General features: G+C 48.1%; 30 protein-coding genes. 14 read left to right on the top strand and 16 right to left on the bottom strand.

Annotated elements, in window-relative coordinates; all coding sequences use genetic code 11:
• Positions 1-137: 137 nt before the first annotated feature.
• From OGX67_RS20005 to OGX67_RS20040, 8 genes are all read right to left on the bottom strand, one after another.
• Positions 138-2,546: a replication endonuclease gene (locus OGX67_RS20005; protein WP_257651838.1), complete on the bottom strand. Its 2,409-nt coding sequence runs from the start codon at positions 2,544-2,546 to the stop codon at positions 138-140.
• Positions 2,537-3,394: a DNA adenine methylase gene (locus OGX67_RS20010; protein ID WP_257651837.1), complete on the bottom strand. Its 858-nt coding sequence runs from the start codon at positions 3,392-3,394 to the stop codon at positions 2,537-2,539. The genes OGX67_RS20005 and OGX67_RS20010 overlap by 10 nt, the downstream gene beginning before the upstream one ends.
• A complete protein-coding gene (locus OGX67_RS20015; protein WP_257651836.1) occupies positions 3,391-3,618 on the bottom strand; it encodes a TraR/DksA family transcriptional regulator in 228 nt (75 codons plus the stop codon). Before OGX67_RS20015 ends, OGX67_RS20010 begins: the two co-directional genes overlap by 4 nt.
• On the bottom strand, positions 3,618-3,851 hold the full coding sequence (locus tag OGX67_RS20020) for a DUF2732 family protein (protein ID WP_001244238.1): 234 nt from the start codon (positions 3,849-3,851) through the stop codon (positions 3,618-3,620). Before OGX67_RS20020 ends, OGX67_RS20015 begins: the two co-directional genes overlap by 1 nt.
• A 67-nt stretch (positions 3,852-3,918) precedes the next feature.
• Positions 3,919-4,260 carry a DUF5347 family protein gene (locus OGX67_RS20025; RefSeq protein WP_257651835.1) on the bottom strand — a complete coding sequence of 114 codons (342 nt, stop codon included), beginning with the start codon at positions 4,258-4,260 and terminating at the stop codon, positions 3,919-3,921.
• The gene (locus tag OGX67_RS20030; protein ID WP_023184690.1) at positions 4,224-4,424 is read right to left on the bottom strand and encodes a phage filamentation protein Fil family protein; all 201 of its coding nucleotides are present in this window, start codon (positions 4,422-4,424) and stop codon (positions 4,224-4,226) included. Before OGX67_RS20030 ends, OGX67_RS20025 begins: the two co-directional genes overlap by 37 nt.
• 7 nt (positions 4,425-4,431) lie before the next feature.
• Positions 4,432-4,941, bottom strand: coding sequence for a phage regulatory CII family protein (locus OGX67_RS20035; RefSeq protein ID WP_286527071.1), 510 nt, complete (start codon positions 4,939-4,941; stop codon positions 4,432-4,434).
• A 32-nt stretch (positions 4,942-4,973) separates the two neighbouring features.
• A complete protein-coding gene (locus OGX67_RS20040; RefSeq protein ID WP_012016743.1) occupies positions 4,974-5,195 on the bottom strand; it encodes a MerR family transcriptional regulator in 222 nt (73 codons plus the stop codon).
• A 128-nt stretch (positions 5,196-5,323) separates the two neighbouring features.
• Here OGX67_RS20040 and OGX67_RS20045 point away from each other — a divergent pair, with 128 nt between their 5' ends.
• From OGX67_RS20045 to OGX67_RS20070, 6 genes are all read left to right on the top strand, one after another.
• Positions 5,324-5,884: a phage repressor protein CI gene (locus OGX67_RS20045; RefSeq protein ID WP_257651883.1), complete on the top strand. Its 561-nt coding sequence runs from the start codon at positions 5,324-5,326 to the stop codon at positions 5,882-5,884.
• A 92-nt stretch (positions 5,885-5,976) separates the two neighbouring features.
• Entirely contained in the window at positions 5,977-7,059 is a 1,083-nt protein-coding gene (locus OGX67_RS20050; protein ID WP_257651834.1) for a hypothetical protein, read from the top strand.
• Positions 7,060-7,111: 52 nt separating this feature from the next.
• Entirely contained in the window at positions 7,112-8,158 is a 1,047-nt protein-coding gene (locus tag OGX67_RS20055) for a phage integrase (RefSeq protein ID WP_257651833.1), read from the top strand.
• A 126-nt stretch (positions 8,159-8,284) separates the two neighbouring features.
• Positions 8,285-8,596 (top strand): outer membrane protein assembly factor BamE domain-containing protein, encoded by a 312-nt coding sequence (gene bamE / locus OGX67_RS20060; RefSeq protein ID WP_052951303.1) that lies wholly within the window; start codon positions 8,285-8,287, stop codon positions 8,594-8,596.
• Between the two features lie 488 nt (positions 8,597-9,084).
• Positions 9,085-10,296, top strand: coding sequence for a multidrug effflux MFS transporter (locus OGX67_RS20065; RefSeq protein WP_257651832.1), 1,212 nt, complete (start codon positions 9,085-9,087; stop codon positions 10,294-10,296).
• Between the two features lie 164 nt (positions 10,297-10,460).
• Complete coding sequence (locus tag OGX67_RS20070; RefSeq protein ID WP_257651831.1) at positions 10,461-11,258, top strand: SDR family NAD(P)-dependent oxidoreductase; 798 nt, start codon at positions 10,461-10,463, stop codon at positions 11,256-11,258.
• A 12-nt stretch (positions 11,259-11,270) separates the two neighbouring features.
• Here OGX67_RS20070 and OGX67_RS20075 read toward each other — a convergent pair whose 3' ends face one another.
• Complete coding sequence (locus OGX67_RS20075) at positions 11,271-12,185, bottom strand: DMT family transporter (protein ID WP_032948920.1); 915 nt, start codon at positions 12,183-12,185, stop codon at positions 11,271-11,273.
• A gap of 102 nt (positions 12,186-12,287) precedes the next feature.
• On the opposite strand from OGX67_RS20075, the gene OGX67_RS20080 reads away from it, so the two are divergent.
• Complete coding sequence (locus OGX67_RS20080) at positions 12,288-13,202, top strand: LysR family transcriptional regulator (protein WP_048219203.1); 915 nt, start codon at positions 12,288-12,290, stop codon at positions 13,200-13,202.
• Between the two features lie 5 nt (positions 13,203-13,207).
• On the opposite strand, the gene OGX67_RS20085 is transcribed toward OGX67_RS20080, so the two are convergent.
• On the bottom strand, positions 13,208-13,756 hold the full coding sequence (locus OGX67_RS20085; RefSeq protein WP_061548820.1) for a TetR/AcrR family transcriptional regulator: 549 nt from the start codon (positions 13,754-13,756) through the stop codon (positions 13,208-13,210).
• Between the two features lie 85 nt (positions 13,757-13,841).
• Here OGX67_RS20085 and OGX67_RS20090 point away from each other — a divergent pair, with 85 nt between their 5' ends.
• From OGX67_RS20090 to OGX67_RS20100, 3 genes are all read left to right on the top strand, one after another.
• Complete coding sequence (locus tag OGX67_RS20090) at positions 13,842-15,050, top strand: MFS transporter (protein WP_003836950.1); 1,209 nt, start codon at positions 13,842-13,844, stop codon at positions 15,048-15,050.
• Positions 15,050-15,865 (top strand): Cof-type HAD-IIB family hydrolase, encoded by an 816-nt coding sequence (locus OGX67_RS20095; RefSeq protein ID WP_003035335.1) that lies wholly within the window; start codon positions 15,050-15,052, stop codon positions 15,863-15,865. Before OGX67_RS20090 ends, OGX67_RS20095 begins: the two co-directional genes overlap by 1 nt.
• Before the next feature lie 107 nt (positions 15,866-15,972).
• Positions 15,973-16,254 (top strand): hypothetical protein, encoded by a 282-nt coding sequence (locus tag OGX67_RS20100; protein ID WP_003035330.1) that lies wholly within the window; start codon positions 15,973-15,975, stop codon positions 16,252-16,254.
• 28 nt (positions 16,255-16,282) lie between these two features.
• On the opposite strand, the gene OGX67_RS20105 is transcribed toward OGX67_RS20100, so the two are convergent.
• The gene (locus OGX67_RS20105; protein ID WP_257651830.1) at positions 16,283-17,515 is read right to left on the bottom strand and encodes an MFS transporter; all 1,233 of its coding nucleotides are present in this window, start codon (positions 17,513-17,515) and stop codon (positions 16,283-16,285) included.
• A 298-nt stretch (positions 17,516-17,813) separates the two neighbouring features.
• Here OGX67_RS20105 and ybjG point away from each other — a divergent pair, with 298 nt between their 5' ends.
• Together ybjG and deoR are read left to right on the top strand one after the other, a co-directional pair.
• Positions 17,814-18,422 (top strand): undecaprenyl-diphosphate phosphatase, encoded by a 609-nt coding sequence (gene ybjG, locus OGX67_RS20110; protein WP_003836958.1) that lies wholly within the window; start codon positions 17,814-17,816, stop codon positions 18,420-18,422.
• A 64-nt stretch (positions 18,423-18,486) separates the two neighbouring features.
• Complete coding sequence (gene deoR / locus OGX67_RS20115) at positions 18,487-19,245, top strand: DNA-binding transcriptional repressor DeoR (RefSeq protein ID WP_003035319.1); 759 nt, start codon at positions 18,487-18,489, stop codon at positions 19,243-19,245.
• 45 nt (positions 19,246-19,290) lie between these two features.
• Here deoR and dacC read toward each other — a convergent pair whose 3' ends face one another.
• On the bottom strand, positions 19,291-20,493 hold the full coding sequence (gene dacC, locus OGX67_RS20120) for a serine-type D-Ala-D-Ala carboxypeptidase (RefSeq protein ID WP_003035316.1): 1,203 nt from the start codon (positions 20,491-20,493) through the stop codon (positions 19,291-19,293).
• Between the two features lie 328 nt (positions 20,494-20,821).
• Here dacC and OGX67_RS20125 point away from each other — a divergent pair, with 328 nt between their 5' ends.
• Complete coding sequence (locus OGX67_RS20125; protein WP_049003168.1) at positions 20,822-21,448, top strand: glutathione S-transferase family protein; 627 nt, start codon at positions 20,822-20,824, stop codon at positions 21,446-21,448.
• Positions 21,449-21,453: 5 nt separating this feature from the next.
• Here the strand turns inward: OGX67_RS20125 and OGX67_RS20130 are convergent, their stop codons facing one another.
• The 3 genes from OGX67_RS20130 to OGX67_RS20140 all read right to left on the bottom strand — a co-directional run bounded on the left by OGX67_RS20130 (position 21,454) and on the right by OGX67_RS20140 (position 24,084).
• Positions 21,454-22,551, bottom strand: a complete 1,098-nt coding sequence (locus OGX67_RS20130) for a PQQ-dependent sugar dehydrogenase (RefSeq protein ID WP_003035311.1) — start codon at positions 22,549-22,551, stop codon at positions 21,454-21,456.
• 102 nt (positions 22,552-22,653) lie between these two features.
• The gene (bssR, locus tag OGX67_RS20135) at positions 22,654-23,037 is read right to left on the bottom strand and encodes a biofilm formation regulator BssR (RefSeq protein ID WP_003035308.1); all 384 of its coding nucleotides are present in this window, start codon (positions 23,035-23,037) and stop codon (positions 22,654-22,656) included.
• Between the two features lie 330 nt (positions 23,038-23,367).
• The gene (locus OGX67_RS20140; RefSeq protein ID WP_257651828.1) at positions 23,368-24,084 is read right to left on the bottom strand and encodes a class I SAM-dependent methyltransferase; all 717 of its coding nucleotides are present in this window, start codon (positions 24,082-24,084) and stop codon (positions 23,368-23,370) included.
• A gap of 46 nt (positions 24,085-24,130) precedes the next feature.
• Here OGX67_RS20140 and OGX67_RS20145 point away from each other — a divergent pair, with 46 nt between their 5' ends.
• Positions 24,131-24,589 (top strand): hypothetical protein, encoded by a 459-nt coding sequence (locus OGX67_RS20145; RefSeq protein ID WP_286527077.1) that lies wholly within the window; start codon positions 24,131-24,133, stop codon positions 24,587-24,589.
• On the opposite strand, the gene OGX67_RS26885 is transcribed toward OGX67_RS20145, so the two are convergent.
• Positions 24,586-24,650 (bottom strand): IS1 family transposase (locus tag OGX67_RS26885; RefSeq protein ID WP_072217861.1); only part of this gene is annotated, 65 nt, incomplete at its 5' end. The two genes, OGX67_RS20145 and OGX67_RS26885, sit on opposite strands and share 4 nt — an antisense overlap.

A 24,650-nucleotide genomic window follows, 5' to 3' on the forward strand; every position in this document is an offset into this window, starting at 1 on the left:
GATACACAATTACTGTACATATATCCACTGTTTATATAAACAGTATAGTAGGAACAGAAAAATGTAAAACTGTTTTTTGTCAGTTAATTGGATGCACTGACCCCAGTCAATAAAGCACGAAATGTTAAATGGCAGTCTTAGTACCACTGACGCCATTTGTCATCTTCCTGCAGCCGCTGGTTACGGTAAAAAATACGTAAACCGGCACCGGATGGGATGCTGCCGCCACGCAGAAGCAAATCAATCTCCGATGCACTACCTTCAAACCCTCTGGCTGTCAGTTCTGCCTCAAGCAGCAGGCGCTGCTGATCCGAAATACTCTGTTTGTATGCTTTTTTCCGCTTCGGTTTTACCAGTCTCAACCTGGCTGTCAGCTCCCGCCGCTCCTTCTGGCCCATGTTGTGGAGATATTCCTGCAGCTCCTTCTCATCCATAGTTTTAATATCAGGTAAATCCCCCCCTGATTTGTTCAGATTTTCAACAGGGGGACAGTTATTGCCACGAGTCCAAGGGGCGCAAGCGCCCTTGTCGGCTGCCGCCTCCTGAACATCAACGGCCTTACGAACCTTTTTCCACTTCACCGCGTGCGTGCAAATCTTGCCCTCTACAATCGGGGACCAGATGCCGTAGATACGGATACCGTGATCGCCGTAGGCGCTCGGTTCGTCGTTAAGCTCATAAGCCGTGCGGACAAGGTGATGTTTGCGGGGAACCAGTACACCGCCCTGCTTCATGATGTAGGTGGCAAAGCAACCCGCATCTGCAGCTGCCAGTACCGCATCCAGACGCGGATTATCCAGTACCGGCGCACCCGCTTTGCGTTCGCCCTGCACTCTCGCCGCCTGACCAGCCAGCAAGCGCAGCTCGCGGTATGCCTGACGCCCCGGAATACCAAAGAAACGAAATTGCTGGACACGGTGCAGTGACGCCCAGGCGCTGACATGCTCGGCGCTGTCACGCAGTGATCTGCCGGTTTCTTTGCTGATTTCTTTAGCCAGCCCGCGCCCATCGATGTTCTTACTGATGTATTTGGCGATGTAGCTGGTCGGCGTTCCCTTGCGCGGATTGATTAGCTCGGACTTGAAGCGCGGTCCGGTATTGGTGCCCAGCTCCTCGCGGTCTTCACGGATGGCAAACTTACGCAGCAGCGCGGTGATGGGGCGACGGTCCTTTTTGCGCATAAAGCACAGAAGATGCCAGTGCACGGTGCCGTCATGGTGCGGCTCTGCAACGCGGACGCCGTACCAGCGCAGCCCGGCCTTGTGCATGGCCTTGCGGAAAGCGGCGAATGTATCAACCAGATAATCACTGCTCTGCCGGACAGTAGCGCTGGTCCACTTCGGATTAGGTCTGCCGTTGTTGAGGGTTGCATGGAAGCGTGACGGGCAGGTGATGGTATAAAACACCGCGCAGTCTCCGCGCATTTCCGCGATCAGCTCCAGTCCCTTAACACAGGCCATCATTTCATTACGGCGGTGTGCCGGGTTGCTGTTGCTGGCGTTCACCACGTCTTCCATGTCCAGCGTTTCGCCGTCTTCGTTGACCAGCTCATGCGAGCGGAAGAACTCCAGCGATTTGCGGCGCTGCTCGCGTTTATGGATCACCGCTTCATAGCTGACATACGGGGACGCTTTCTTGTTGACCAGGCAGACGGCACGCAGCTGCTCCTCCCGCCACTCACAGCGCATCTGCCACAATTTGCGGTACCACCAGTCCGCACACAGCATGCGCGCCAGCGACGGTGGGATCAATTCATAAGGCACCGGCTTGCGGCGGCGCTTTTTGCGGCGTAACTTCTCAAAGGCAGGCGGGATGACCTCAAGGCGCATGGCTTCTGCAGCAACCCTTTCCCATGCCTGGCGGATTTCTTCTGGTTTAACATCGTCACTGACAAACAAATCACCGCAGGCCGCATCAAGACACATGCTCATATGTGCCGCAACCAGCGTGGAAAGGCGCTTGACCTGCTCCTGATTCATTTCAGGCAGTACCAGCAGCCCCTCTAGCCCGTCCTGGCTCGCCATGAACCGGAAAGACGCTGACACCTGGCTGTCACGTACGCGCTCCAGCCGCTCAAGACAAGGCCTGATTGTTTCGCGCAGATAACGGGAATAAGCTTTAGCCCTGCCCAGGCTATGGAAGTATTTAATCCGCTCCAGCAGAGGCTTGCTGATATGGGCAGGCATGGCGCTTACATCGGCAATAATCACCAAATCGGGATTAACGCGCTGCTGTTCGCGGGCCATTTTGGCATGGCTAATCAGCCGTTCCTGCTCAATTTCACGCTGGATAGGATCACGGGATTCATTAAAGAAATAGCGTTCCCAAACCTCATCACTCAACGCCTCACGGCGCAGTTGCTCCTGCTCATTATCCGCAGCATACAGAGTGATGAGGTTTGAAAGCGCAGACTCCGGCGCAACGTCCGTCGGGTCCAGATACGGGTTAACCGCTTTTTTTGGGGTATTCCATGGAAAGGCCACGGCGGCCTCATTCGAGCCGCCGGTGGTTTGTTCATGATGTAATGTGAATTTACTCACTGCCACGCCCGCACCTCAGTTTCCACCGAGACATCAGGACCAGATGACAAATCAACACCAAGCCAGTGTGCTGATTTTGTAGCAATGATTTCTACTGCAGTTTTACTATCACCGGCAGCCACGCCCATGCTGCGCTTAGCGGTTATACGATGGTGGGTAAAATCACGATAAAGCGAATTGGTCAAAGACGTATCACTGTTGGACACAATAACCGGATGACCTTCTGATGACCGACGCTCAAGAATAGACGCCAGATGGTACTGATCATCCTCTGTAAAACCAGCGGTGTGATATCCGTTAAACGTGCCGTCATATGGCGGATCACAATAAACCACATCACCCGTCTGCAGCAGTGCCAGTGTCTCGTCATAGCTTGAGCAGAGAAACGTTGCGCGTTTTGCTTTTTCTGCAAATGCGCGTATTTCGTTTTCAGGGAAGTACGGTTTTTTATAATTACCGTAAGGAACATTAAAATAGCCGTTCAAGTTATAGCGACACAGTCCGCGATAACCATGGCGATTTAAATATAAGAAATACAATGCGCATTCAATTGCGCCACCATGGCGCAAGTTAAATTCCTGTCTCGTCTTATAATATGCCTCTGAATCATTACGGGCTTCAAAAAGATATCGGCCTTCTTTGATGAAGTATTCAACATCATTCTTTATCACCTGATAAAGATTAATCAGGTCTGGATTAATATCCGCGACAAGATAATGAGGATAGTCTGTCGCCATCATCACAGCGCATGAACCCGCGAAAGGTTCAACCAGTCGCGGGCCTGCTGGAAGGTGTTTTTTCAGTTCTGCCATGATGGCGGTTTTATTACCCGCCCATTTCAGGATAGTGCTCATACAGCACCCCCTACGTAATGCTTGCCTTTCAGCTCCGCAATCTCCTGGCAGGTGACACAGCACTGCACACCCGGAATAGCACGGCGGCGTTCTGGTGGGATCGGTGCATCACAATCAATGCAGAGAACACGAGAAACGCCCGGCGCTCTGTTGCGGGCGGTGTGAATGTGGCGCTGGCGTTCTTCTTCAACGCGCTGTTGTACAAGGTCCATTGAATCAGCCATCAGTGGATCTCCTGCGCTTCGTTCTGAATGTTTTCAGCCGCAATACGCAGCAGCTCCGCCGCTTCAACGTGATTAAGCTGGCGTGACGTGATATGGCAAGCCAGGCTATCAAGACGGGCTGCCATTGCCGCAGCACGTGCACGGCGTTCTTCCATGCGTGCATCAGTCAGCATCTGGTTAAGGCCAGCATCATCTGGTCCTGTTTTGGTGATTCGGGTTTCAATATTTCGCATTGTTGTTTCTCCTGAATTTGGGCAATAAGAAGCCCGGCGGGTTTACGCCTTTAATTTCGGTTGTGGATTAATTCGGCATGGCTAGCCGATTTGGAAATAAACTCACCACTGTACGGAAATGGTTCATTGCTTTAATCAGCTCCCGCTTTTCGTCAGTCGTCAGCTCACTAACATTGACGCTATGACGTTCCGCCGGAATCTTTGCCATAAAGAATATTGCAGCTAATGCGCGTTTATTCTGCTCATGGTTAATATCCCGTTGGCCCCGCATATCGCTAATAAAGCGCCCCAGTTCTGAATCAATATTTAAGCCAAACACTTTCGCCCTTAATTCCGCGATGTGGTTTAACCCATTAAGGCGGAGGCCAGCGCTTAGCGGAACAGTCGCAGCATCGCCTTCAATAGCCATGGTTTCCCCTGATTTTTAGTGGACAGTTCATCCAGCAGAGCATCCTGAGAGCGGCATGGATGCCAGCGCTTGCCATCCTTCCCCATAATCCAGCCATGACCGCAGTGCATTGCAGGACTTTGCTTAACGAGCAGTGATGCAAAAGATGGTTCTTTAGTCAGCATAGCCACCTCAGATCAGACCGAACGAAGCGCCGAGGCCCGTCACGGTATCTACCGCGCTTGCCATCGCCGGATTCGCCTGCAAACGCGCATGTAATGAAACTGCGGTGAGTGCCATCAGGCGCGTGACAGAGTTGATGCTGTTGATAACCTCGCGGCGGCCTGCAGTAGTTTTCACATCACCAGAGACAGCACCGGCAGCAACACGACCTATTTCTGCGGTAGCGCTCATGACGTAATGAGGTAATTTATCTTTTGCAACTTCGTTTACCGGAACACATGGCAGGCAATGAATTTGCGCCAGAAATCCATCAACCAGTGTTGAGTCTTCGGTGAGATCGGTCAGCAGCCAGATATCTGGTGCTGTGAGCTGGTGTGGTTGCTCCGGGTTGAGCTTATTGCGCAGGGTTTGAACGTTCATACCTGCACGTTCTGCCAGCTTCGCCATATTGTGGCGTAGAGCGAACGTCCGGCAGGCCTCATTGAAGTGAGGATGTTTTGATATGCGATAGTCAAACATAGTCAGTTGCTCCGTAAAGTCTCAAAATGGAACTAATTGATAGTCACGTTGCAATCTGATAGTGCATCAACGGTTAAAGCAACGATGTTAATCATTACCTTTTCACGCTTCTTATCTTTGCGCAGGCGGTGACGAGGCAACCGACCATCTGCAAGCATATCGTTTATGGTGTCAACAGGCAGGCCAGTTAACTCGCTATAGCGTTCAATTGTGACGTGCGGTGTGTTCAGAGTGATTGAAATATTAGGGGTCATGATGCAACATCTCCTATTGGCTTGTGGTGAGCCGTTTGTAATCGTGATAAGTCCCCAAATGGGAACCAAATTGATACTAGGATCGCATAAGAGATATGTCAACATCAAAGTACCCAAACGAGATCAAAATAAATCCCAATCAGGGTGGAAAGGCTGCGATTGAGCGATTGGTCGAGGCATATGGTTTTACAACACGGCAAGCCCTTGCTGACCACTTAGAAGTGTCAAAAAGTACATTGGCTAACCGGTACATGAGGGATACCTTTCCTGCCGATTGGATAATCCAGTGCGCCCTTGAAACTGGAGTCTCACTAAAATGGCTTACATGTGGGGAAGGACACAGAGAAATCTCACAAAAAGAAAACACCATAGAGCTTGATAGACATGTTGTATCATCAGGTAAGCTAAAAGTGGCGGGTTCTTACATCTTCGATAAAGCATTTCTTCCAGAAAATCTTAGGAAACCAATTGTGGTCGCAGAACATGATTCAGAATTTATCTGTGATACCGAGTTTGAAGATGTCCGTGATGGCAAATGGCTAGTGAGTATTGATGGTCAGGTTCTACTTCGGACTTTAACTCGCCTTCCGGGAAGCCGGCTCCTAATTGACGGCGGTAATCGTTCGTTTGAGTGTGCATTAGCAGATATAGAGATCCTCGCAAAGGTGCTCATTAGCTGCATTAAATAAAAGGAATTTTTTATGTCTGGGGAAACAAACGTTATCATTTTTAATTTACAGCAACTTCTAGCATTTTTAGCTATACGTGAGAGAAGCAAGTAATGGATGACTTATTAAACATAAAAACTATACTGATTGGTTTTCTGATTTCGATTATTTTAATATTCATTTTTTTAGACAAATTTAATAGATACATATTGAGCTTCTTTGAATTTACTGACGAAAGTTTATCGAAGCAACGTCTTTTCAAAATTGCTATTGCTGGACCTCTTTTACTAGCAACTTCACTTTGTTTACCCATTTGGTATGACAGCACTATAAAATTAAATCTAAGTCATGTCGGCTATCAAAATTTCTTAACTATTTTTAAACTACCGATTGGTGTTTGGTCTTTATCCATTCCTTTAGTTGCTATAGTTGCACACATACACAGAACAATTCAAACGGCCTCTCAATTAGAAGTTACAAGAAAAAAGAATATGGGTGATAGTTTTTTTTCACATCACAAATATATTACAGAAGCGTTATCTAAATTCCCGACGCACATATTAAAAACAAAAGATGGAGAATTTGAAAAGAAGGTTAGCGAACCTTACAAACTTTATAATAATCTTTTTGAAAAATCGTCTTATGAATCTGGATTAGTAATTAATGACATATCAGATAAAATTAATGATATTCAAACCCTGCTTAACACAGCCTCATCTTATCTTTCACGTTCAAAGATAAGGAAGGATAATCTACGTGGTAAGGTTGATGATTTCAATAGAGTAGCAAATGCAATAAATGAAATAAATAAAAAGCTAACCATAAGTATAAAGAAATCTGACAAAAATTACTTATACATGCTTAAAAATGATGTTGGAACCCTTAAAATAGTAACAACCTACTATGATGAGGATGAGTTCAAAAAAGATTTAAAATACTCAATTGAGCTTATCTCATCTATTTGTGGCTTAATGAATAAACGTTTGGAAATAAAAGACACATTATACTATTACATTAACGTATTTAATGAGAGACATTATTTTTATGGGGATATGTTTAGCAAAACTGTTGAGATTGAAGCCCCAGAATTTTATGGATTCGCATCCAATATTTCTAAATCGCTTGACGAGGATTTTGAGCGTTATAACACCAAGTTAAAAATGAACATGTATATCAATGAGCTCAACAAACATTGACCACTGTTCATGCATACAGTTAAATTTAGCCCTCAGACATGAGGGCTTTTTTATGGCAGTACGAAAACTCGACACAGGTAAATGGATATGCGAATGCTACCCCGCTGGGCGCAGCGGGCGGCGTGTGCGTAAGCAGTTCGCCACCAAAGGCGAAGCATTAGCTTTTGAGCGTCACACGATGGATGAGGCAGAAGCTAAGCCTTGGCTGGGTGAATCGGTAGACCGTCGAACTCTGAAAGACGTGGTTGAACTCTGGTTCAAACTGCACGGCAAATCCCTGACCGCTGGCGAGCATGTTTACGACAAATTGGTCCTGATGGTCGATGCACTCGGAAACCCTCTCGCAACCGATCTCAGTTCCAAATTGTTCGCGCACTACCGCGATAAACGCCTTACAGGGGAAATCTACTTTAGCGACAAGTGGAAGAAAGGTGCCAGCCCGGTAACTATCAACCTTGAGCAAAGCTACCTTAGCGGCGTTTTTAGCGAGCTGGCCCGACTAGGTGAATGGACAGCGCCGAACCCGCTGGAGAACATGCGCAAATTTACCATCGCAGAAAAGGAGATGGCCTGGCTGACGCATGAACAAATTACTGAGCTTTTGTACGACTGCAACCGCCAAAGCCCCCTGCTCGCTTTGGTCGTTAAAATCTGTCTGAGCACCGGAGCACGCTGGCGCGAAGCTGTGAACCTAACCCGTTCTCAGGTGACGAAATACCGGATCACATTCGTCAGGACCAAAGGCAAAAAGAACCGCAGCATTCCGATTAGCAAAGAGCTGTATGAGGAAATCATTACCCTGGACGGTTTCAAGTTCTTCACTGACTGCTACTTCCAGTTTTTATCTGTAATGGATAAGACTTCTATCGTGCTTCCACGCGGTCAACTAACACACGTTCTTCGTCATACGTTCGCAGCGCATTTTATGATGTCTGGCGGAAACATTCTGGCTCTGCAGAAAATCCTTGGGCATCACGACATAAAAATGACTATGCGCTACGCGCACTTAGCACCTGACCACCTAGAAACAGCATTGCGTTTTAATCCCCTGGCAACATTGCCTATGGCACTAACAAACTTTGACATACCCCGGATATAGAGTGCTCATCCTGTACCAGCTTATTAAAAATTATTTATGGAATCATTGAGTCCTCTAGTGCGTGATCAATATCACATAATGTTGGTTGGTAAATAATTACTGCTCACAATCCATAGAGACTGAGAAATGAACTTCAAAAAATTAATGATGATCGGCTTTACCGTAGCAGTTTTAGCAAGCTGTACTACTGGTGAAAAAATTCACAATGTTCAGGTTGGCATGACAAAACAACAAGTAATTGATTTACTTGGAACCCCTGATGGTGATGCAGTTAAAGGTAACAGCGAACAAATCCAGTACAGCAACCGGTTAACATCTGGTTGGGGATGGGATAAGGGTGATTACTACGTTACCTTTGAAAACGGGAAAGTCGTCTCTTATGGAAGCGGCGAAATCCGTGGAGCAGGCGCTCCCGTCAAAGGTGTTGTGGTATTTTAATACGTGCACTCTTATGACATTAGTTAGTTAAAACGTTAGTGGCGACAAAGTGGCGGCAGCGGTTGGCAATGCCCCGTAGTCGCCACCTCTCCCCACAAAACTAACTTATTGATTATTATACAACTCGTTGTTTTAATTAACCCATTTACATAAATGGGTTTTTTGTTGCCTGAAATTTACTACTGAAAAAATCAATCACGTACGCCAACACCAACACCAACACCAACACCAACAGTATGCCCGTATTCGAAGTCAGTGTACTTATGGTTCCTCGTGCTGCCTGGCAATCAAACACAATTAAATTTAACTGGAACCCTACCATCGAAAATTATGGCTATATACCTGTGACTCATATCTCAATTTTTTTGAGTCAAAAGTTTGACAGTTCATTTCAACTCTGTTTTATTGCCTACACGATAATTATCCACAACATCTCTATTTAAATAGTGAACTTTTTCATGCTTTTAATTTACTCATGGTGATAAGTAATGAAGCTGCAAACTGTTATTCATAGAAAGAACATAATTTACTTTACTGTCGGCCTGGCCATGTTGACGATAATGGGGATTCTGGGAGTGGACACTTATTTACCTTCAATTCCCGACATCGCAAAAGAATTTGAAAAAAATGTCTCAACCACGCAGTTGTCGATTATGGTTTATACCCTATGCATTGGTTTTGGACAGCTAATTTTTGGTCCATTATCTGATGCTATTGGCCGGCGAAAAATTATGCTTACAGGTGCGGTTATTTATGGCGTGACAACATATTGTCTCACGCTCTCAACCGATCTGGTTATGTTTCTGGCGATCCGTGTCATACAAGGTCTTTCTATATCAATAACGCTGGTTACAGCAATCAGCGCAGTTCGAGATGTAACTCGTGGTTCAGTGGCCGCGACGCTGTATGCCATCATCATCACTATCGAAGGTGTCGTTCCCATTGCTTCGCCCCTGCTGGGAGGGATAATTAATGACTTATGGGGATGGCGCGCAATTTTTTTAATGATATGTGGCTATGCTATTATAACGTTAATATACGTTTATTTAAACTTCCCTGAAACACTCAGTCATGAGAGAAGGGTTGCCTATTCATTAAAATCATCATTTAATACGTATAAAGAGATCAGCAAACAACCTCGATTTTATCTACCTTGTCTGTCTCTTGGTCTGTCATTTTCGCTGATTTATTGCTATGTCACAGCCTCCCCATTTATTTTTATGGTTACGTTTGGATACTCATCAACGCAATTTGGTGTGCTTTCATCAATTATTGGAGGCTTCCTACTGCTGGGGGCTGCATTATCAGGTAAACTTCTTAAGAAACGGTCTGCGTCGCAAATTTTGAATTCGTGGCTGAAAATCATCGCCTCATTTATTGTACTGTGTATTCCATTAATAATACTTAGTTATCACGTCAATATTTTTATATTCTTCTTTATTATCCTGATGTTTGCTGGAGGGATGTTCGAATCACTCTATACCTACCTGACCATGTCCAGCCAGCGCACCAACCTGGGAGCGACCTCTGCGTTGATGGGAGCCGCCTCGCTGGTTATTCCGTCAGTTATCGGAGGTGTCGGTAGTTTTTTAATTGAGCTAAATACCAGCATCTGGATGATGTACTTGCTTTTGATAATTTTGATAATGATATACATGTTAAAGAAATATCAAACACTTACAGTAACTGATCGGCGTTAAAATGAGCTGATAGACATTGCTGCTATAAGACCTATAGCAGCAATGTCCCCGACATAACCTGATTTTCATCGCTGAGTGAGGTTCCCCGGAAACGCTTTCTCAAATTTGCAGCATGCCCGTTATGGCACATACTTTACTCGGTGCTAAATGGTGATGGGGTTGCTATGTTACTCTCAGGCAAAGTCGCAATGATCTTCGGTGGCAGCGGCGCTATTGGTAGTGCAGTTGCGCATACTATGGCGCGCGAAGGAGCCCATGTGTATCTGGGCGCGCGCCGTCAGGAAAAGCTGGATTGGACCGCAAGTGGCATCCGAACGGCGGGTGGTACAGTCGAAACCTTTATCACCGATGTACTCGACGAGCACAACGCATCGAAGGAAGTTACCCGCCTTGTACAGCAAACCGGTGGAATAGATGTGGTGGTAAACGCAACGGGATTTATGCACGAACAGGGCAAACGCATCGATGCATTATCCCTCTCTGAGTTTATAAGCGGTATCACCCCTTTTCTTGCGGCGCAGTTCAATATCGCAAAAGCCGTAACGCCGCACATGGGCGGCAATCGACCGGGCGTTATTCTCACCATCGTTGCGCCCGCAGCCCCGATGGCGATGCCCGGGCATCTCGGCCATATCGTCGGCTGTGCAGGAACAGAGGCTTTTATTAAAGCGCTCGCCAGCGAGACGGGACCAATAAACATTCGTGTCGTCGGCGTGCGGTCGCATGCGATTGTGGATGCTGTAGCGGCTGGCTCCTATACCGGAGAAATTTTCACCGCTAAAGCACAGTCAATGGGTTTAACCGTCGATCAATGGTTAGAGGGGGCGGCGCAAAGTACCATGCTCGCGCGCCTGCCTACGCTTGCACAAATCGCTGAGGTTACAACCTTTCTCGCTTCAGACCATGCCAGCGCTATGACCGCCACAGTGGTAAATATTACCGGGGGCGCCACCGTAAGCTAATTTACCCGCTTTTCACGCCATGTGCTGCTGCGAGCCTTTTTTTGCACTCGGACGGGAACACAATGCTATACCGCACATAATAACCAACGCGCTCACCAGATGATATGAATGCAGAGCGACGTGCAAAAACATCACGCTAAATAATCCGCCACTCAATGGGATCAAGTGTGAATAGATCTCTCCACGCGTTGCGCCAATGGCGCTAATCCCTTTGTTCCATAATAGATATGACAGCCAGGAAGGAAAAATAACAAGGTATGCCAGCCCAGTTACAACGCCTGTATTGGCATAGCTATTCCATCCCGGCATACCATTGCGTATCAACTCCAGAGCCAGTACCGGAATAAGTACAATCGCACCTAACAGCGCGCTCACTGCGACAAAGGCGTTTCCCTTTACCTCACGCGGTTTAATGCGTAAAAAAGCACAATAGACGGCCCAACTTAACGCTGACCCCATGGTCCAGAAATCGCCCTGATTCAGATGTGCAAATACCCGCGCATTTATCATATCACCCTGCGACACCAGCCATATAACACCAACAGTACTCAGGATCACACCAGCTATATTTCGCGCAGAAATCCGCTCTTTAAAAAAGAACTTATTGATTAACAGTACGAGTGCCGGGGTGGTGGACATATAAATCGCGGCATTAAGCGAGGTTGTATATTGCAAGCCGATATACAGCGTTAAGGGGAAAAGAACCTGACCACAAAGCGCAAGGAAGACGATAGTACCAAAGGATTTTTTCATCACCGGCCATTGCTCTGTGACCTGACGAAAATAGAGCGTCATCAATAATAACGCGGTAAATACCCAGCGCGCCGCTGATAAAACGATGGGATTAACTTCAGCGACCAAGAGATGACCAATCACATAATTTCCACCCCAAAAACAGGCAGCCAGACTGAGTAAAAGATAGGGCATATTTGCGCCTTATTGTCAGTTGTACGGTATGACCACAAGGCTACGGCGGCGTGAGAATGAATGCTAATATAACGTTTTTATCCATCTGCATAGATTAAAACTATGAAATTTACGCTAAGGCAACTTGAGTTTTACATCGCGCTTGCAGAAACATTACAAATTTCCAAAGCTGCCGCACGCTGTCATATTTCTCAGTCATCAATGACCATTGCCATGCGGAACCTGGAAGAAGCATTAGACGTGCAGCTATTTGTACGTTATCCCAAAGGTGTGAAGCTCACCGCTGAGGGCGAGCGCTTTCTGGCACATGCCTGCAACATCATCAACAGTAGCCACTCGGCTATTGACGCCCTGCATGACAGGAGCGAAATTCTCACCGGCACAGTGCGCATAGGCATTGCCGAAACGCTCTCTGCCTATCTTATTCCGGATATACTCAACGATATTGAACGACGTTTCCCTTTGCTGGAGATCGTGTTTTATGAAGCCACTGCACCGGAACTGGTACAGGCGCTACGGGAACAAAAGGTCGATTTTTGCCTGCTTCTGACCTCAAATATCAACCATGATAACGACCTGGAGATCGAAACATTTATTCGTTCACAGCGCCGCCTGTGGACGTCTATTGGGCATCCGCTACAGAGCCAGGCATCGATCCGTTTAATAGACGTCGAGAAACTACCATTTTTACTGCTGGAAACCGATAAATACCCTGACGTAATCATCGATTACTGGCAGCAGCGTGGCTATACGCCCAATATCAGTTTTCGCAGCAACTCTTTTGAAGCAATAAGAAGTCTGGTTGCAAAAGGCAGAGGGATAACCATTTTATCCGACCTGGTGTATCGCCCGTGGTCACTGGATGGTCTGCGCGTCATGCACAGAACGATTGATGATTTTATTACTTACATGGATGTCGGGACGGTAAAAAAAGCCGCCCGACCGTTGACGCCAGAGGCGGTAAAAGTCATTGATTTTTTACGTCAGGCCGTTACCCGCCTCGACAAACCATTTTGAGGATTTTATCTCTGCGGCAATTCGGCAATACGCTCCACCATCATCAGAATATCTTCTCGCTGCAGCGGTTTTTTATCCGTGACAAAATGCAGCGTCATTCCTTCAATAAACGCATCCAGCGCCCGCGCCGTAACCGGATCAAACCACTGCTCTAACGTTTGTTGACTGCGTAGCATCCAGTTCTGCATCACCGTTTTCAACGCTGGTTTACGGCTGGCGAAAGCATACAGCTGATACATGAGCTCCATATTATCAGGCGTTGTGACCTGGGAGCCGTAAATCATATCGGTAATCGCATGGCAGGCCGTCTGCGCATCAGCAACGTCGGCAAAAAAATCCTGGTACTGCTGAGACATAGTATGCGTAAAACAGCTGAATGCCTCCAACAGCAGATCATCTATTCCTGCAAAATAATAGGTCATTGAGCCCAGTGGCACCTCGGCAATCATAGCGATTTTACGGTGTGTAACCCCATGAATACCATGGATTACTATCGCCTTAAGGGTGGCCTGAACTATTTTTTCCCGCCGCTGCGGATCGTTTGCACGTCGCACTGCATTTCCTCTTCTTGCATTTGTGTACAAATGTACACAACCTTGCTAATGTTGTCTTCTTTCCTCTTTTCTTTGGCTCGAATTCATGACTGGCATCTCATCACGCAAAGCCTTAAGACGTCGCACCTGGGCGCTGTTCACGTTCTTCTTTTTACCAGGATTATTAATGGCCTCCTGGGCAACGCGTACCCCTGCCATCAGAGATATTCTCTCCATCTCTACCGCCGAAATGGGCGCGGTGCTGTTTGGACTCTCTATTGGTTCGATGAGTGGCATTCTTTGTTCGGCCTGGCTGGTGAAACGATTTGGCACGCGCAAAGTGATCCGCACTACCATGTCATGTGCGGTCATTGGGATGGCTATCCTCAGCGTGGCGCTCTGGCTGCATTCCGCCTGGCTTTTCGCATTTGGTCTGGCCGTGTTTGGCGCCAGCTTTGGCGCAGCAGAAGTGGCCATCAACGTCGAAGGTGCGGCGGTTGAACGCGAAATGAATAAAACCGTGCTGCCGATGATGCATGGTTTTTACAGCCTGGGAACGCTGGCGGGCGCAGGAGTTGGGATGATGCTTACCGCCTTCAGCGTCCCGGCAAACGCGCATATTCTGCTGGCGGCGCTGGTAGCTATCACTCCTATCTTTATCGCCATCAAAGCGATTCCTGACGGCACGGGTAAAAATGCCGCTGATGGTTCTCCCTCCGGTGAAAAAGGACTGCCTTTTTATCGCGATATCCAGTTATTGCTGATTGGCGTCGTGGTGCTCGCAATGGCATTTGCTGAAGGTTCCGCCAACGACTGGCTTCCGCTGCTGATGGTGGACGGTCATGGGTTTAGCCCAACATCAGGCTCTCTGATTTATGCCGGATTTACGCTGGGCATGACCGTTGGCCGCTTTACTGGCGGCTGGTTCATCGACCGCTACAGCCGCGTCACGGTGGTGCGCGCCAGTGCGCTGATGGGCGCTCTCGGGATTAGCCTGATTATTTTTGTCGACAGCTCTTGGGTGGCAGGAGTTTCCGTTATTTTGTGGGGACTCGGTGCATCACTCGGCTTCCCGCTGACCATTTCAGCCGCCAGCGACACCGGTCCCGATGCACCAACCCGCGTCAGCGTTGTCGCAACGACCGGCTATCTGGCGTTCCTGGTTGGACCGCCGCTGCTGGGCTACCTGGGTGAACACTACGGCCTGCGCAGCGCTATGCTGGTGGTGCTGGCGCTGGTGCTTGTTGCCGCCATCGTCGCGAAAGCGGTGGCGAAACCGGATCTCAAAAATACCACGGTGATGGAGAACAGCTAATGAGTATCAAATTAATTGCGGTCGACATGGATGGCACATTTTTAAGTGACCAAAAAACCTATAACCGTGAGCGCTTTATGGCGCAATACCGCCAGATGAAAGAACAAGGGATCCGCTTTGTGGTCGCCAGCGGCAATCAATATTATCAGTTGATTTCCTTTTTCCCCGAACTGGCCAGTGAGATCTCATTTGTTGCCGAAAACGGCGGTTGGGTAGTCAGTGAAGGTGAAGATGTTTTTAACGGCGAACTGGCAAAGGATGATTTCCAGGCCATCGTTGAACATCTGCTGACCCGTACGGACATTGATATTATTGCCTGTGGTAAAAGCAGCGCCTACACGCTGAAGCAGTACAGCGATGAACATAAAGCTGTTTCCGCCATGTATTATCATCGTCTCGAATTTGTAGATAATTTTGATAATCTTAACGACGTTTTCTTCAAGTTCGGGCTGAATATTTCCGACGACAGAATCCCACAGGTGCAGGCCGATCTCCACGAGGCGATTGGCGACATTATGGTGCCGGTGCATACCGGCTACGGCAGCATCGATTTAATTATTCCCGGCGTGCATAAGGCAAATGGTCTGCGGCTGCTGCAACAACGCTGGAATATTAACGACGATGAGGTTGTTGTGTTTGGCGATGGCGGAAATGATATTGAGATGCTGCGCCAGGCGGGATTTAGTTTTGCAATGGCCAACGCCCATGAGCCGGTTATCAAGGCGGCGAAATATCGCGCGGGATCGAACAACGAAGAGGGCGTCCTGGATATTATCGACCGCGTGTTAAAGAATGAAGCACCGTTTACGCATTAACGCCTCAGCACAGACGGCAACAAAATGATGGCATGATCTATTCATAATCCGCCTCAAATTAACCCACTGGATTATTACTTCCAGTGAATATTTCAGGTGAGCGGATTATGAAGAAAAGTGTACTGATGGCGACATTGTTGCTGGGTTTTGCAGGGTCAGTATTTGCACAAAGCGTTACCGTTGATGTACCAAGCGGTTATAAAGTGGTGATCGTGCCCTCTTCCGTCAGCGTGCCGCAGGCGGTCAACGTGACTACTGCGCCACAAACGGTGTATGTTGCCCCGGCACCTGCCCCGGCTCCTGTTTATCGCGCACATCCTTATGCGCGACATGTTGCCAGCGTCGGTGAAGGCATGATCATCGAACATCAGATTGACGATCACCACTAAGTTTCTGCCAGGCCCGGGCAACCGGGCTTTAGCCTTCCCGGGAATCCCCTACCCGTTTATCTTTCAGGAAGATCACCATCAGAATCAGCCACAGCACGCCGCTGGCCAGATTGAACAAGCTGAACAAGCCGTTGCCTCCCAGCAGATAAGCGTGTTTACTCAGCTCGATACCAACGGTAAAAATCAGCATCTGCAACATACCCATTGCGGCAGAAACCGTACCTTTACTCATTTCACTGGCAAACAGCGTCAGGCGCACCAGCCCCGCATTCGCCACGCCAATACCAAACGCATAGATACTCAAACCCGCCGTCATCCATAGATATGCATGAGATGACACCACCGTGGTCGCAGCGGCAATAATCAGGCCAACGGCAATTGGCCAGCCGCCCATGATAATCAGCGAACGCACGGTTTTTCGCGAAGTCAGACGCGCCAGCACCAGGTTACCGGCAATCAGCGCACCAAAAATCGGCACCTGCAACAGGCCATATTCGTAACTACTGAGATGTTCTCCGCTGATGATAATAATCGGAGATTGCGCAATCCACGCCAGTAACGGCAGGCTGACAAAACCCAACGCCAGTGCGCCTGCAACGAAACGCACGTTCCTTAGCACCAACTTATAATCCTTGCCCAGCTCTTTAATGGACAGCTTTTCACCCAGCCGGGTTGCCGTTTCCGGCATCGCGCGTTGCAGACCAAAAAAGGAGATGGCCGCCAGAGCAGCAAACAGGATAAACATCCCTTCCCACGGCAGAACATGTACCCAAGCTGCGCCTACCAACGGACCCAGCAACGGCGCAATCAGCGCCACGTTTGCCATCAGCGCGGTAATTTTTATGCAGACCGCTTCTTCAAAGGACTCCTGAATGGCGGCGTAACCCACCGCACCAATAAAGCACAGGCTTATCCCCTGCAAAAAACGCAGGAAAGTAAATTGCTCAATATTCTGTGCAAGCAGGGTCGCAAGGCAGGTCACGATAAACCAGAGCACGCCGGTTAACATCACCGGACGACGCCCAACACGATCCGATAGCGGTCCTAATAACCACTGTAAAAACATGCCGCCAGCCAGATAGGCGGTCATGGATGTGGGTACCCAATCTAATCCGGCATTGTATTGCTCCACCACCGCCAACATTCCAGGCTGGATCATATCGTTGCCGATATAAGTAGAGAATTCGTAAAGCACCAGACAGAGAGGGAAAAGTAATGCCTGACGCCCCAAACGGGCGCCTGAAGATAAACGGTTCTGCATGCAGTCTCTTAGCTATAGAAAAATCGCGCAAAGTGTAATAAATGCGCCGTACTGGTGATAGTGAATTATGTGATTTGAAAGCAAAATGCGCACATTTTTACATTCATTTGCTCAAGAAGATTTTGCTTTAAGGTTAATTTAAGTTGAGACCGCTATCATGCTCAATAAGTCTCATTAATTGTCTTAAAAATAGTCATTTAGCAGACAAATAAGACAAGACCGCTTTTTATCCCGTGAAAGCAATTTTATGCTCTCGCTCCCATGGGTCTTTTTAACGATTACACTGAGTCTGGACGTTATGCTGGAAAATCTGAACAACTCACTTTTTTACCTGATCAATGCAACACCCGACTCTGCGCAATGGGCAATTTCGCTCGCCATTTTCATTGCCAAAGATCTGATCAGCATTGTGCCGCTGTTAGCCGTTGTGCTCTGGCTATGGGGACCTCGCGGTCAGGTTACGCTCCAGCGCCAGTTGGTCATCAAAATGGCCATTGCGTTGATAGTTGGTCTGACGATTTCCTGGCTGATGGGACATCTGTTCCCTCACGATCGCCCGTTTGTAAACCACATTGGTTACAACTTTCTGCATCATGCGGCAGATGACTCTTTCCCGAGTGACCACGGTACGGTTATCTTTACCTTTGCACTGGCCTTCCTGTTCTGGCATCGCCTGTGGACGGGCGCTCTGCTGATGGTCGTTGCCGTGGCGATTGCCTGGTCGCGGGTTTACCTTGGCGTACACTGGCCGCTGGATATGCTGGGCGGATTACTGGCTGGGTTGATCGGCTGTCTGAGCGCCCAGATGATCTGGCAGCGCTTTGGCGCGACCCTGTACCTCGGCTTGCAAACTTGCTATCGCGCCTGCTTCGCCCTCCCCATCCGTAAAGGTTGGGTACGTGACTAACCCACGGTAAAAAGAGTAGTATTAAGCGCGAAACTGAGCACTTATTCTATTCTTCAGGGGAACTATGGAAACTCGACGCGACGAGCGTATTGGTCAATTACTGCAGGCGCTGAAACGCAGCGATAAATTACACCTCAAAGAAGCCGCAACGTTGCTGGGCGTGTCTGAGATGACCATTCGTCGCGACCTGAATAATCATGATGCTCCCGTCGTACTGCTCGGGGGCTATATTGTTCTGGAACCCCGCAGCGCTAACCATTATTTAATCAGCGATCAAAAATCCCGTCTGGTTGATGAAAAACGTCGCGCCGCCCAGCTGGCGGCGAGTCTCGTGCAGGCGCATCAGACCATCTTTTTCGATTGCGGTACTACCACGCCGTGGATCATTGAAGCGATCGACAATGAACTGCCCTTCACCGCAATCTGCTACTCGTTGAATACGTTTCTGGTGCTGCAGGAAAAACCGCAGTGCCGCGTCATTCTGTGTGGTGGCGAATTCCATGCCAGTAACGCGATTTTTAAACCGCTCGACTTCCAGGAAACGCTGAACAATCTCTGTCCGGATATCGCCTTTTATTCCGCGGCAGGCGTTCATATCGAGAAAGGCGCGACCTGTTTTAATCTGGAAGAACTGCCGGTGAAGCACTGGGCAATGTCGATGGCGCAGCATCACGTTTTGGTGGTCGATCACAGCAAGTTTGGCAAGGTGCGACCTGCGAGGATGGGGGAATTAAAACGCTTTGATACCATTATCAGTGATAACCGCCCTGACGATGAGTATGTTGAGTACGCTAAAGCGCAACGTATCACGCTGAAGTATTAAGAGATACTGCCGGACGGCGATTGCGCCATCCGGCAATAGGTAAGATTAAGAGAACCAACCACCAAACCACTGGTGGAATTTCATCATCACAAAGTCCCACATGCGGCTAAAGAAACCACCCTCTTGCACATCTTCCATCACCATCAACGGACGTTGCTCAATGGATTTTCCATTCAACTGAAAGTCGATAGTGCCCACAACCTGACCTTTCTTCAGCGGTGCAGTTAGCTGTGGTTCAGTCAGGGTAAAGCTGGCCTTCAGGTTTTTGAGCTGGCCACGCGGGATGGTCACAGAACCACCTTCTCCGGCACCCAAATTCACTTCACTCTTATCGCCAAACCATACGCGCTGAGTAACGAAAGTCGCATCCGGCTTGATCGGCGTAACGGTTTCAAAGAAGCGGAAGCCCCAGGTCAGCAGCTTTTCTGACTCATTAAAACGAATGCGATCGGTTTTCGCCCCCAGCACCACGGAGATCAGGCGCATATCGCCCTGGGTCGCGGAAGCCACCAGGTTGTATCCCGCCCCGGCAGTGGTCCCGGTTTTCATACCATCCACGTTCAGGTTGGTGCTCCACAGCAGACGGTTGCGGTTCGGTTGACGAATTTTATTGAAGGTAAATTCTTTCTCTTTGTGAATAGCATACTCTTCCGGCACATCGTGAATTAACGCCTTCCCGAGCAGCGCCATATCACGTGCGGTACTGAACTGTCCTGCCGCATCCAGACCGTGCACCGTCTGGAAAGTAGTGTTGGTCAGCCCCAGTTTTTTCGCATAGCCGTTCATCAGACCAATAAAGGATTCCTGGCTGCCGGCAACGTAATCAGCGAGTGCAATACACGCATCGTTACCTGACTGAATGATAACGCCTTTATTCAGATCTGACACCGCAACCTGATCGCCGGGCTTGAGGAACATGACCGACGAACCGCGCAGGGCTGGATTACCGGTCGCCCAGGCGTCTTTGCCCACGGTGACCATGTCGTTGAGGTTAATTTTTCCGGCCTTCAGCGCCTGCCCAACCACATAGCTGGTCATGATTTTGGTCAGACTGGCAGGATCCAGTTTCTCATCAGCATTACCTTCCGCCAGCACCTTGCCACTGGCGTAATCCATCAGAATCCACGCGCGTGCGTCCACGCTCGGCGGGGCCGTCGGTTGCTCCGCCGCCTGTACGGTCGGCGCCAAAAGGATTAAGAGTGCAGAACCTGCAGCAAAGCTGCGAAGTGAAGAGAAGTATTGCGTCATAAATGCCACCCGAGTATCCATTCCAAAAAACCACGTCATACCACACCGTGTTTACACAAAACCGGCCAAGCGACCCCGACCAACCCATGCAGAAAAAGTCTGATGGATGACGTGTAAAATAAGTGCGGTGAGTAATAACGCACTAACGAGCTTAAAGAAACCGTAAGTTGGTAAAGTTTTTAAAGTTTATGCAATAACGCCGCGCTGCGCTGCTCCTGGCACGATTTTTTTAGACTTTGTTGCGTAAATATTAGGTTTACCCCACCATGTGAGCTAGTCAGATGGCATCTGCAGCCATAAAGCTGCTCAATTAATTTGCGGGGTTACTATGATTACACTGTGGGGTCGCAATAACTCGACCAACGTAAAAAAAGTATTGTGGACGCTCGAGGAACTGGAACTGCCGTATAACCAAATTCTGGCGGGCGGACAGCATGGCGGTAACCGCGATGCCGACTATCTGGCACTAAACCCGAACGGACTGGTCCCGTTGCTACGCGATGATGAAACGGACGTTGTGCTGTGGGAATCCAATACCATTGTCCGCTATCTGGCCGCTCAGTACGGACAAAAACGTTTGTGGATTGACGCACCGGCCGCGCGCGCCGTCGGCGAAAAATGGATGGACTGGGCAAATCAGACGCTAAGCCCTGCGCATCGGGTTATCTTATTTGGCCTGGTCAGAACACCTGCCGATCAGCGCGATCTAGCGGCCATTGAGGCCAGTAAGCAAGTTTGCGATAACCTGTTTGCCATTCTGGATAACGCGCTGGCAGACCAGTCATGGTTCTCCGGGGCTGAATTTGGCACGGCGGATATCGCTGTGGCACCGTTTATCTATAACCTGTTCAACGTTGGCCTGAGCTGGACCCCGCGCCCGCATCTGGAACGCTGGTATCAGCAACTGACCGAGCGCCCGGCGTTTCAAAAAATCGTGATGATCCCGGTCAGCTAAACAAATCAGGGACTCACTTTTAGTAATTCCCCGTCGGACTCGTCGGTTAACACGTACATATAACCATCTGGTCCGACGCGCACATCACGGATCCGTTGCCCCCTTTCCTGCAACAGACGACCATCCTCAGTGACCGTATTCCCTTTAACGCTCAGTACGATCACTTCTTTATCTTTCAACGCGCCGATGAACAACTTCTGCCGCCACTGTGGAAAGGTATCGCTATTATAAAAAGCCATTCCGCTGACCGCTGGCGACTTTTCCCAGTAAAAGATGGGTTGTTCCGTGCCAGCAACAATTTGACCTTTTGCTTCGGGAATTTTCAAACCACTGTAGTTAACACCCCAGGTCGCGATAGGCCAACCGTAGTTTTTCCCTTTCTCGGGGATATTAATTTCATCGCCTCCGCGTGGGCCATGCTCATTGAGCCACAACACATCACTCCACGGATTCATCGCCATACCCTGCGGGTTGCGGATGCCATACGACCAAATCTCTGCTCGCGCTCCCGCCATGTTCACAAACGGATTATCCGGTGGAATTTTGCCCTCATCGGTCAGCCGTACGACCTTGCCCTGCAGCTTATCCAGATCCTGGGCGGTAGCGCGTTGATTATTCTCCCCTAGGCCAATAAACAGATAGCCGTTGCCATCAAACACCAGACGTCCACCAAAATGGTTTCCGGTAGAGAGCTTTGGCTGTTGGCGAAAAACGGTCTGAAATCCTTGCAGGTGTTTGAGATCGTCACTCAATCGCCCGTAGCCTACCGCGGTGCTCGCTTTGCCTTCGCGGCCGGCTTCAGCGAAGCTTAGCCACACCCGGCGGGATCGTTCAAAGTCCGGAGCTAACACCACATCAAGCAATCCGCCCTGACCATTCGCCCAGACTTTTGGTACGCCGGTCAGCGGGTCGGAAAGCCCTTTATCAGGCTGCCAGAGTCGAAGCTGTCCACCTTTGAGCGTAATGAGCATACCGCGGTTATCGGGTAAAAAAGCCAGTGACCATGGGTGATCGAGTTTGGTTTGCAGCACTTCCACTTTTACCGCGACGGCATAAGAGGAAAATAGCGCAAGTGGGATAGCACAGAGAAAGAGTCGACGCATAACACCTCCTTAATGGCTCTGCATAAAGCGTAGCCAGCAAGGGGAATCACCCCGTCATATTTACATAATCTTAACGAAAAGGGGGAGTGCCCTCCCCCTGATTCAGACGTGTTCCAGCGTTGGGTAAGATTGCAAACTCTGGATACTCAGCGTCAGCGTTGTCAGGCAGTTTTCCAGTTTCTCTGCGTTAACGGCGATAAACGTTGGACAATCATGGTGTCCACTCATAAGACAAACAGCGGCGGCGGCTAACGCCCCTTCAGCACGATGAAGGGCATTCCACTCTTCCTGATCAAGATGCATACCGTGAAGCTGTGATTGTTCGTGCAATTCGCGATTCAGTGCAAAAAAATTATCACGCAGACGATCGCTCTCGCTGACTGACATGTAGCCTTTCGCTTTTCTCAACTGCAGATAAGCGGCAAGTTCGATACGGGCGTTTATCAATTTGTTGAGAAGATCGGTTCTCAGTCTGTCAACAACCATACTTTGTTCCTCCTCTTTCCAACTATGGTGCAACTTAATAGTATGGTTATTTTTTGAACAAAGTCGTGTCCAGGATCAATCCATCACCTAAAATTAACATAATTTACAAATAATCTTTAATTCCGCGCCCGGCAGGCCGCTGATGATTTGAGATTGCGATACAATTTTTGTTCAGAACTCTGTAGAATCCCTGCCCTGAATATTCCAATAACTGAACACTTTTTACGCTATGAGCAATGTAACCCACCAGCCGAAAATCGGCTTTGTCTCCCTCGGCTGCCCGAAAAATCAATAAATATATTGTGTTATTTTTTATGCTATCCATTTAACTTATTGATAATCAACTAACACGGATTCGCAAGTTACCTTAGTACCGTTCCATTGGTCACGATAGATTGATGTATCGATGCCCACGCCTGGGTGTAAGATTAACCCCGTATCCTTTTCAAACTTTGTGTACTTCGCTGACTGTATCGAACGGTCATAGTATGTATGGCCTGAGTACTTAAACCCCGCACTACCCTGTGGAACAATCCATACCCCATAGCTGGAATACTCCCTTGCCCTATCAATTATCTTGTACTCAAATTCACTACCCGTATAACGGCCTGTATACGCCCCTGACGTGTTTATCTTGCCGAATGGGGGATTACCATAAGCAACACGGTAGAAACGGTCTGGTGTGTATTGTAGTGCATCACCAGTGATCCATTCGGCTTGTGGTAGTACACGTTTACCAATAAGTACGTATTCAGGATTCAGTTCAACACATGTGATGTGTGAAGGTTTATTACGTATGAATTGATAGTAGCTAAGTCGCCCGATACCGGCACATAGTTCAATGCAGTCATCACTACAGCCAGCGTCTCGCATAAAGTCCCATGCTAGCATTTCGGGCGTGAAGAAAGCACCAGTAGCCCCGATACCATCACCCCTGTAGTTATTAAAAATAAACTCTTTATCATCTTCTGTTAGTTGCCTATCTGAATGTACTAACTCCATAACTTTTAAACGTAGTTGTGATTCCTTTTTAGTTACTCTTGCCATAAAATACCCTTGTACAAATTATGTATAGGTATTTATGAAAATGTCAGTGGAAAAACTTATTAAAAAAAGCAAGATTAAAAGATATATAGCTAAAATTCGATTCTCACATGTAATGTGTTTGTGTACTGGGGCATTAATCCCAATCTACAGTGATGTACTTTTTTTGAATGGATTTGATAGTAGCACCGTCTCTGCTATTATGGATACAGTAGTTGCAGGTTCTGTAATCTATGCTGCCTGGAGCGTTCGAAACTGGTTTAAAGATAGAGTTAAGAATAAAGGCTTTGAACATGCTCAATTAATATTAATGGATATACATTTAATTACTAAACTCCTATTCGAATTGCAATCAGATTATAAGTATTTTGCATTAAATTATATGAATGGTACTGAATTAACCAAAGTAGAAAAAAATGAACTCATATTAGAACGTGAAGAAATATTAGTTCAATGTTCTAAGATTAGAAAAAAGTCAGTAGAATTGCTGGTAATGACTCCAACTTAATGATAGTGTTTTATGTTCAGATAATGCCCGATGACCTTGTCATGCAGCTCCACCGATTTTG

It is taken from the genome of Citrobacter sp. Cf118 (assembly GCF_030334095.1).
Taxonomy (GTDB): Bacteria; Pseudomonadota; Gammaproteobacteria; order Enterobacterales; family Enterobacteriaceae; genus Citrobacter; species Citrobacter freundii.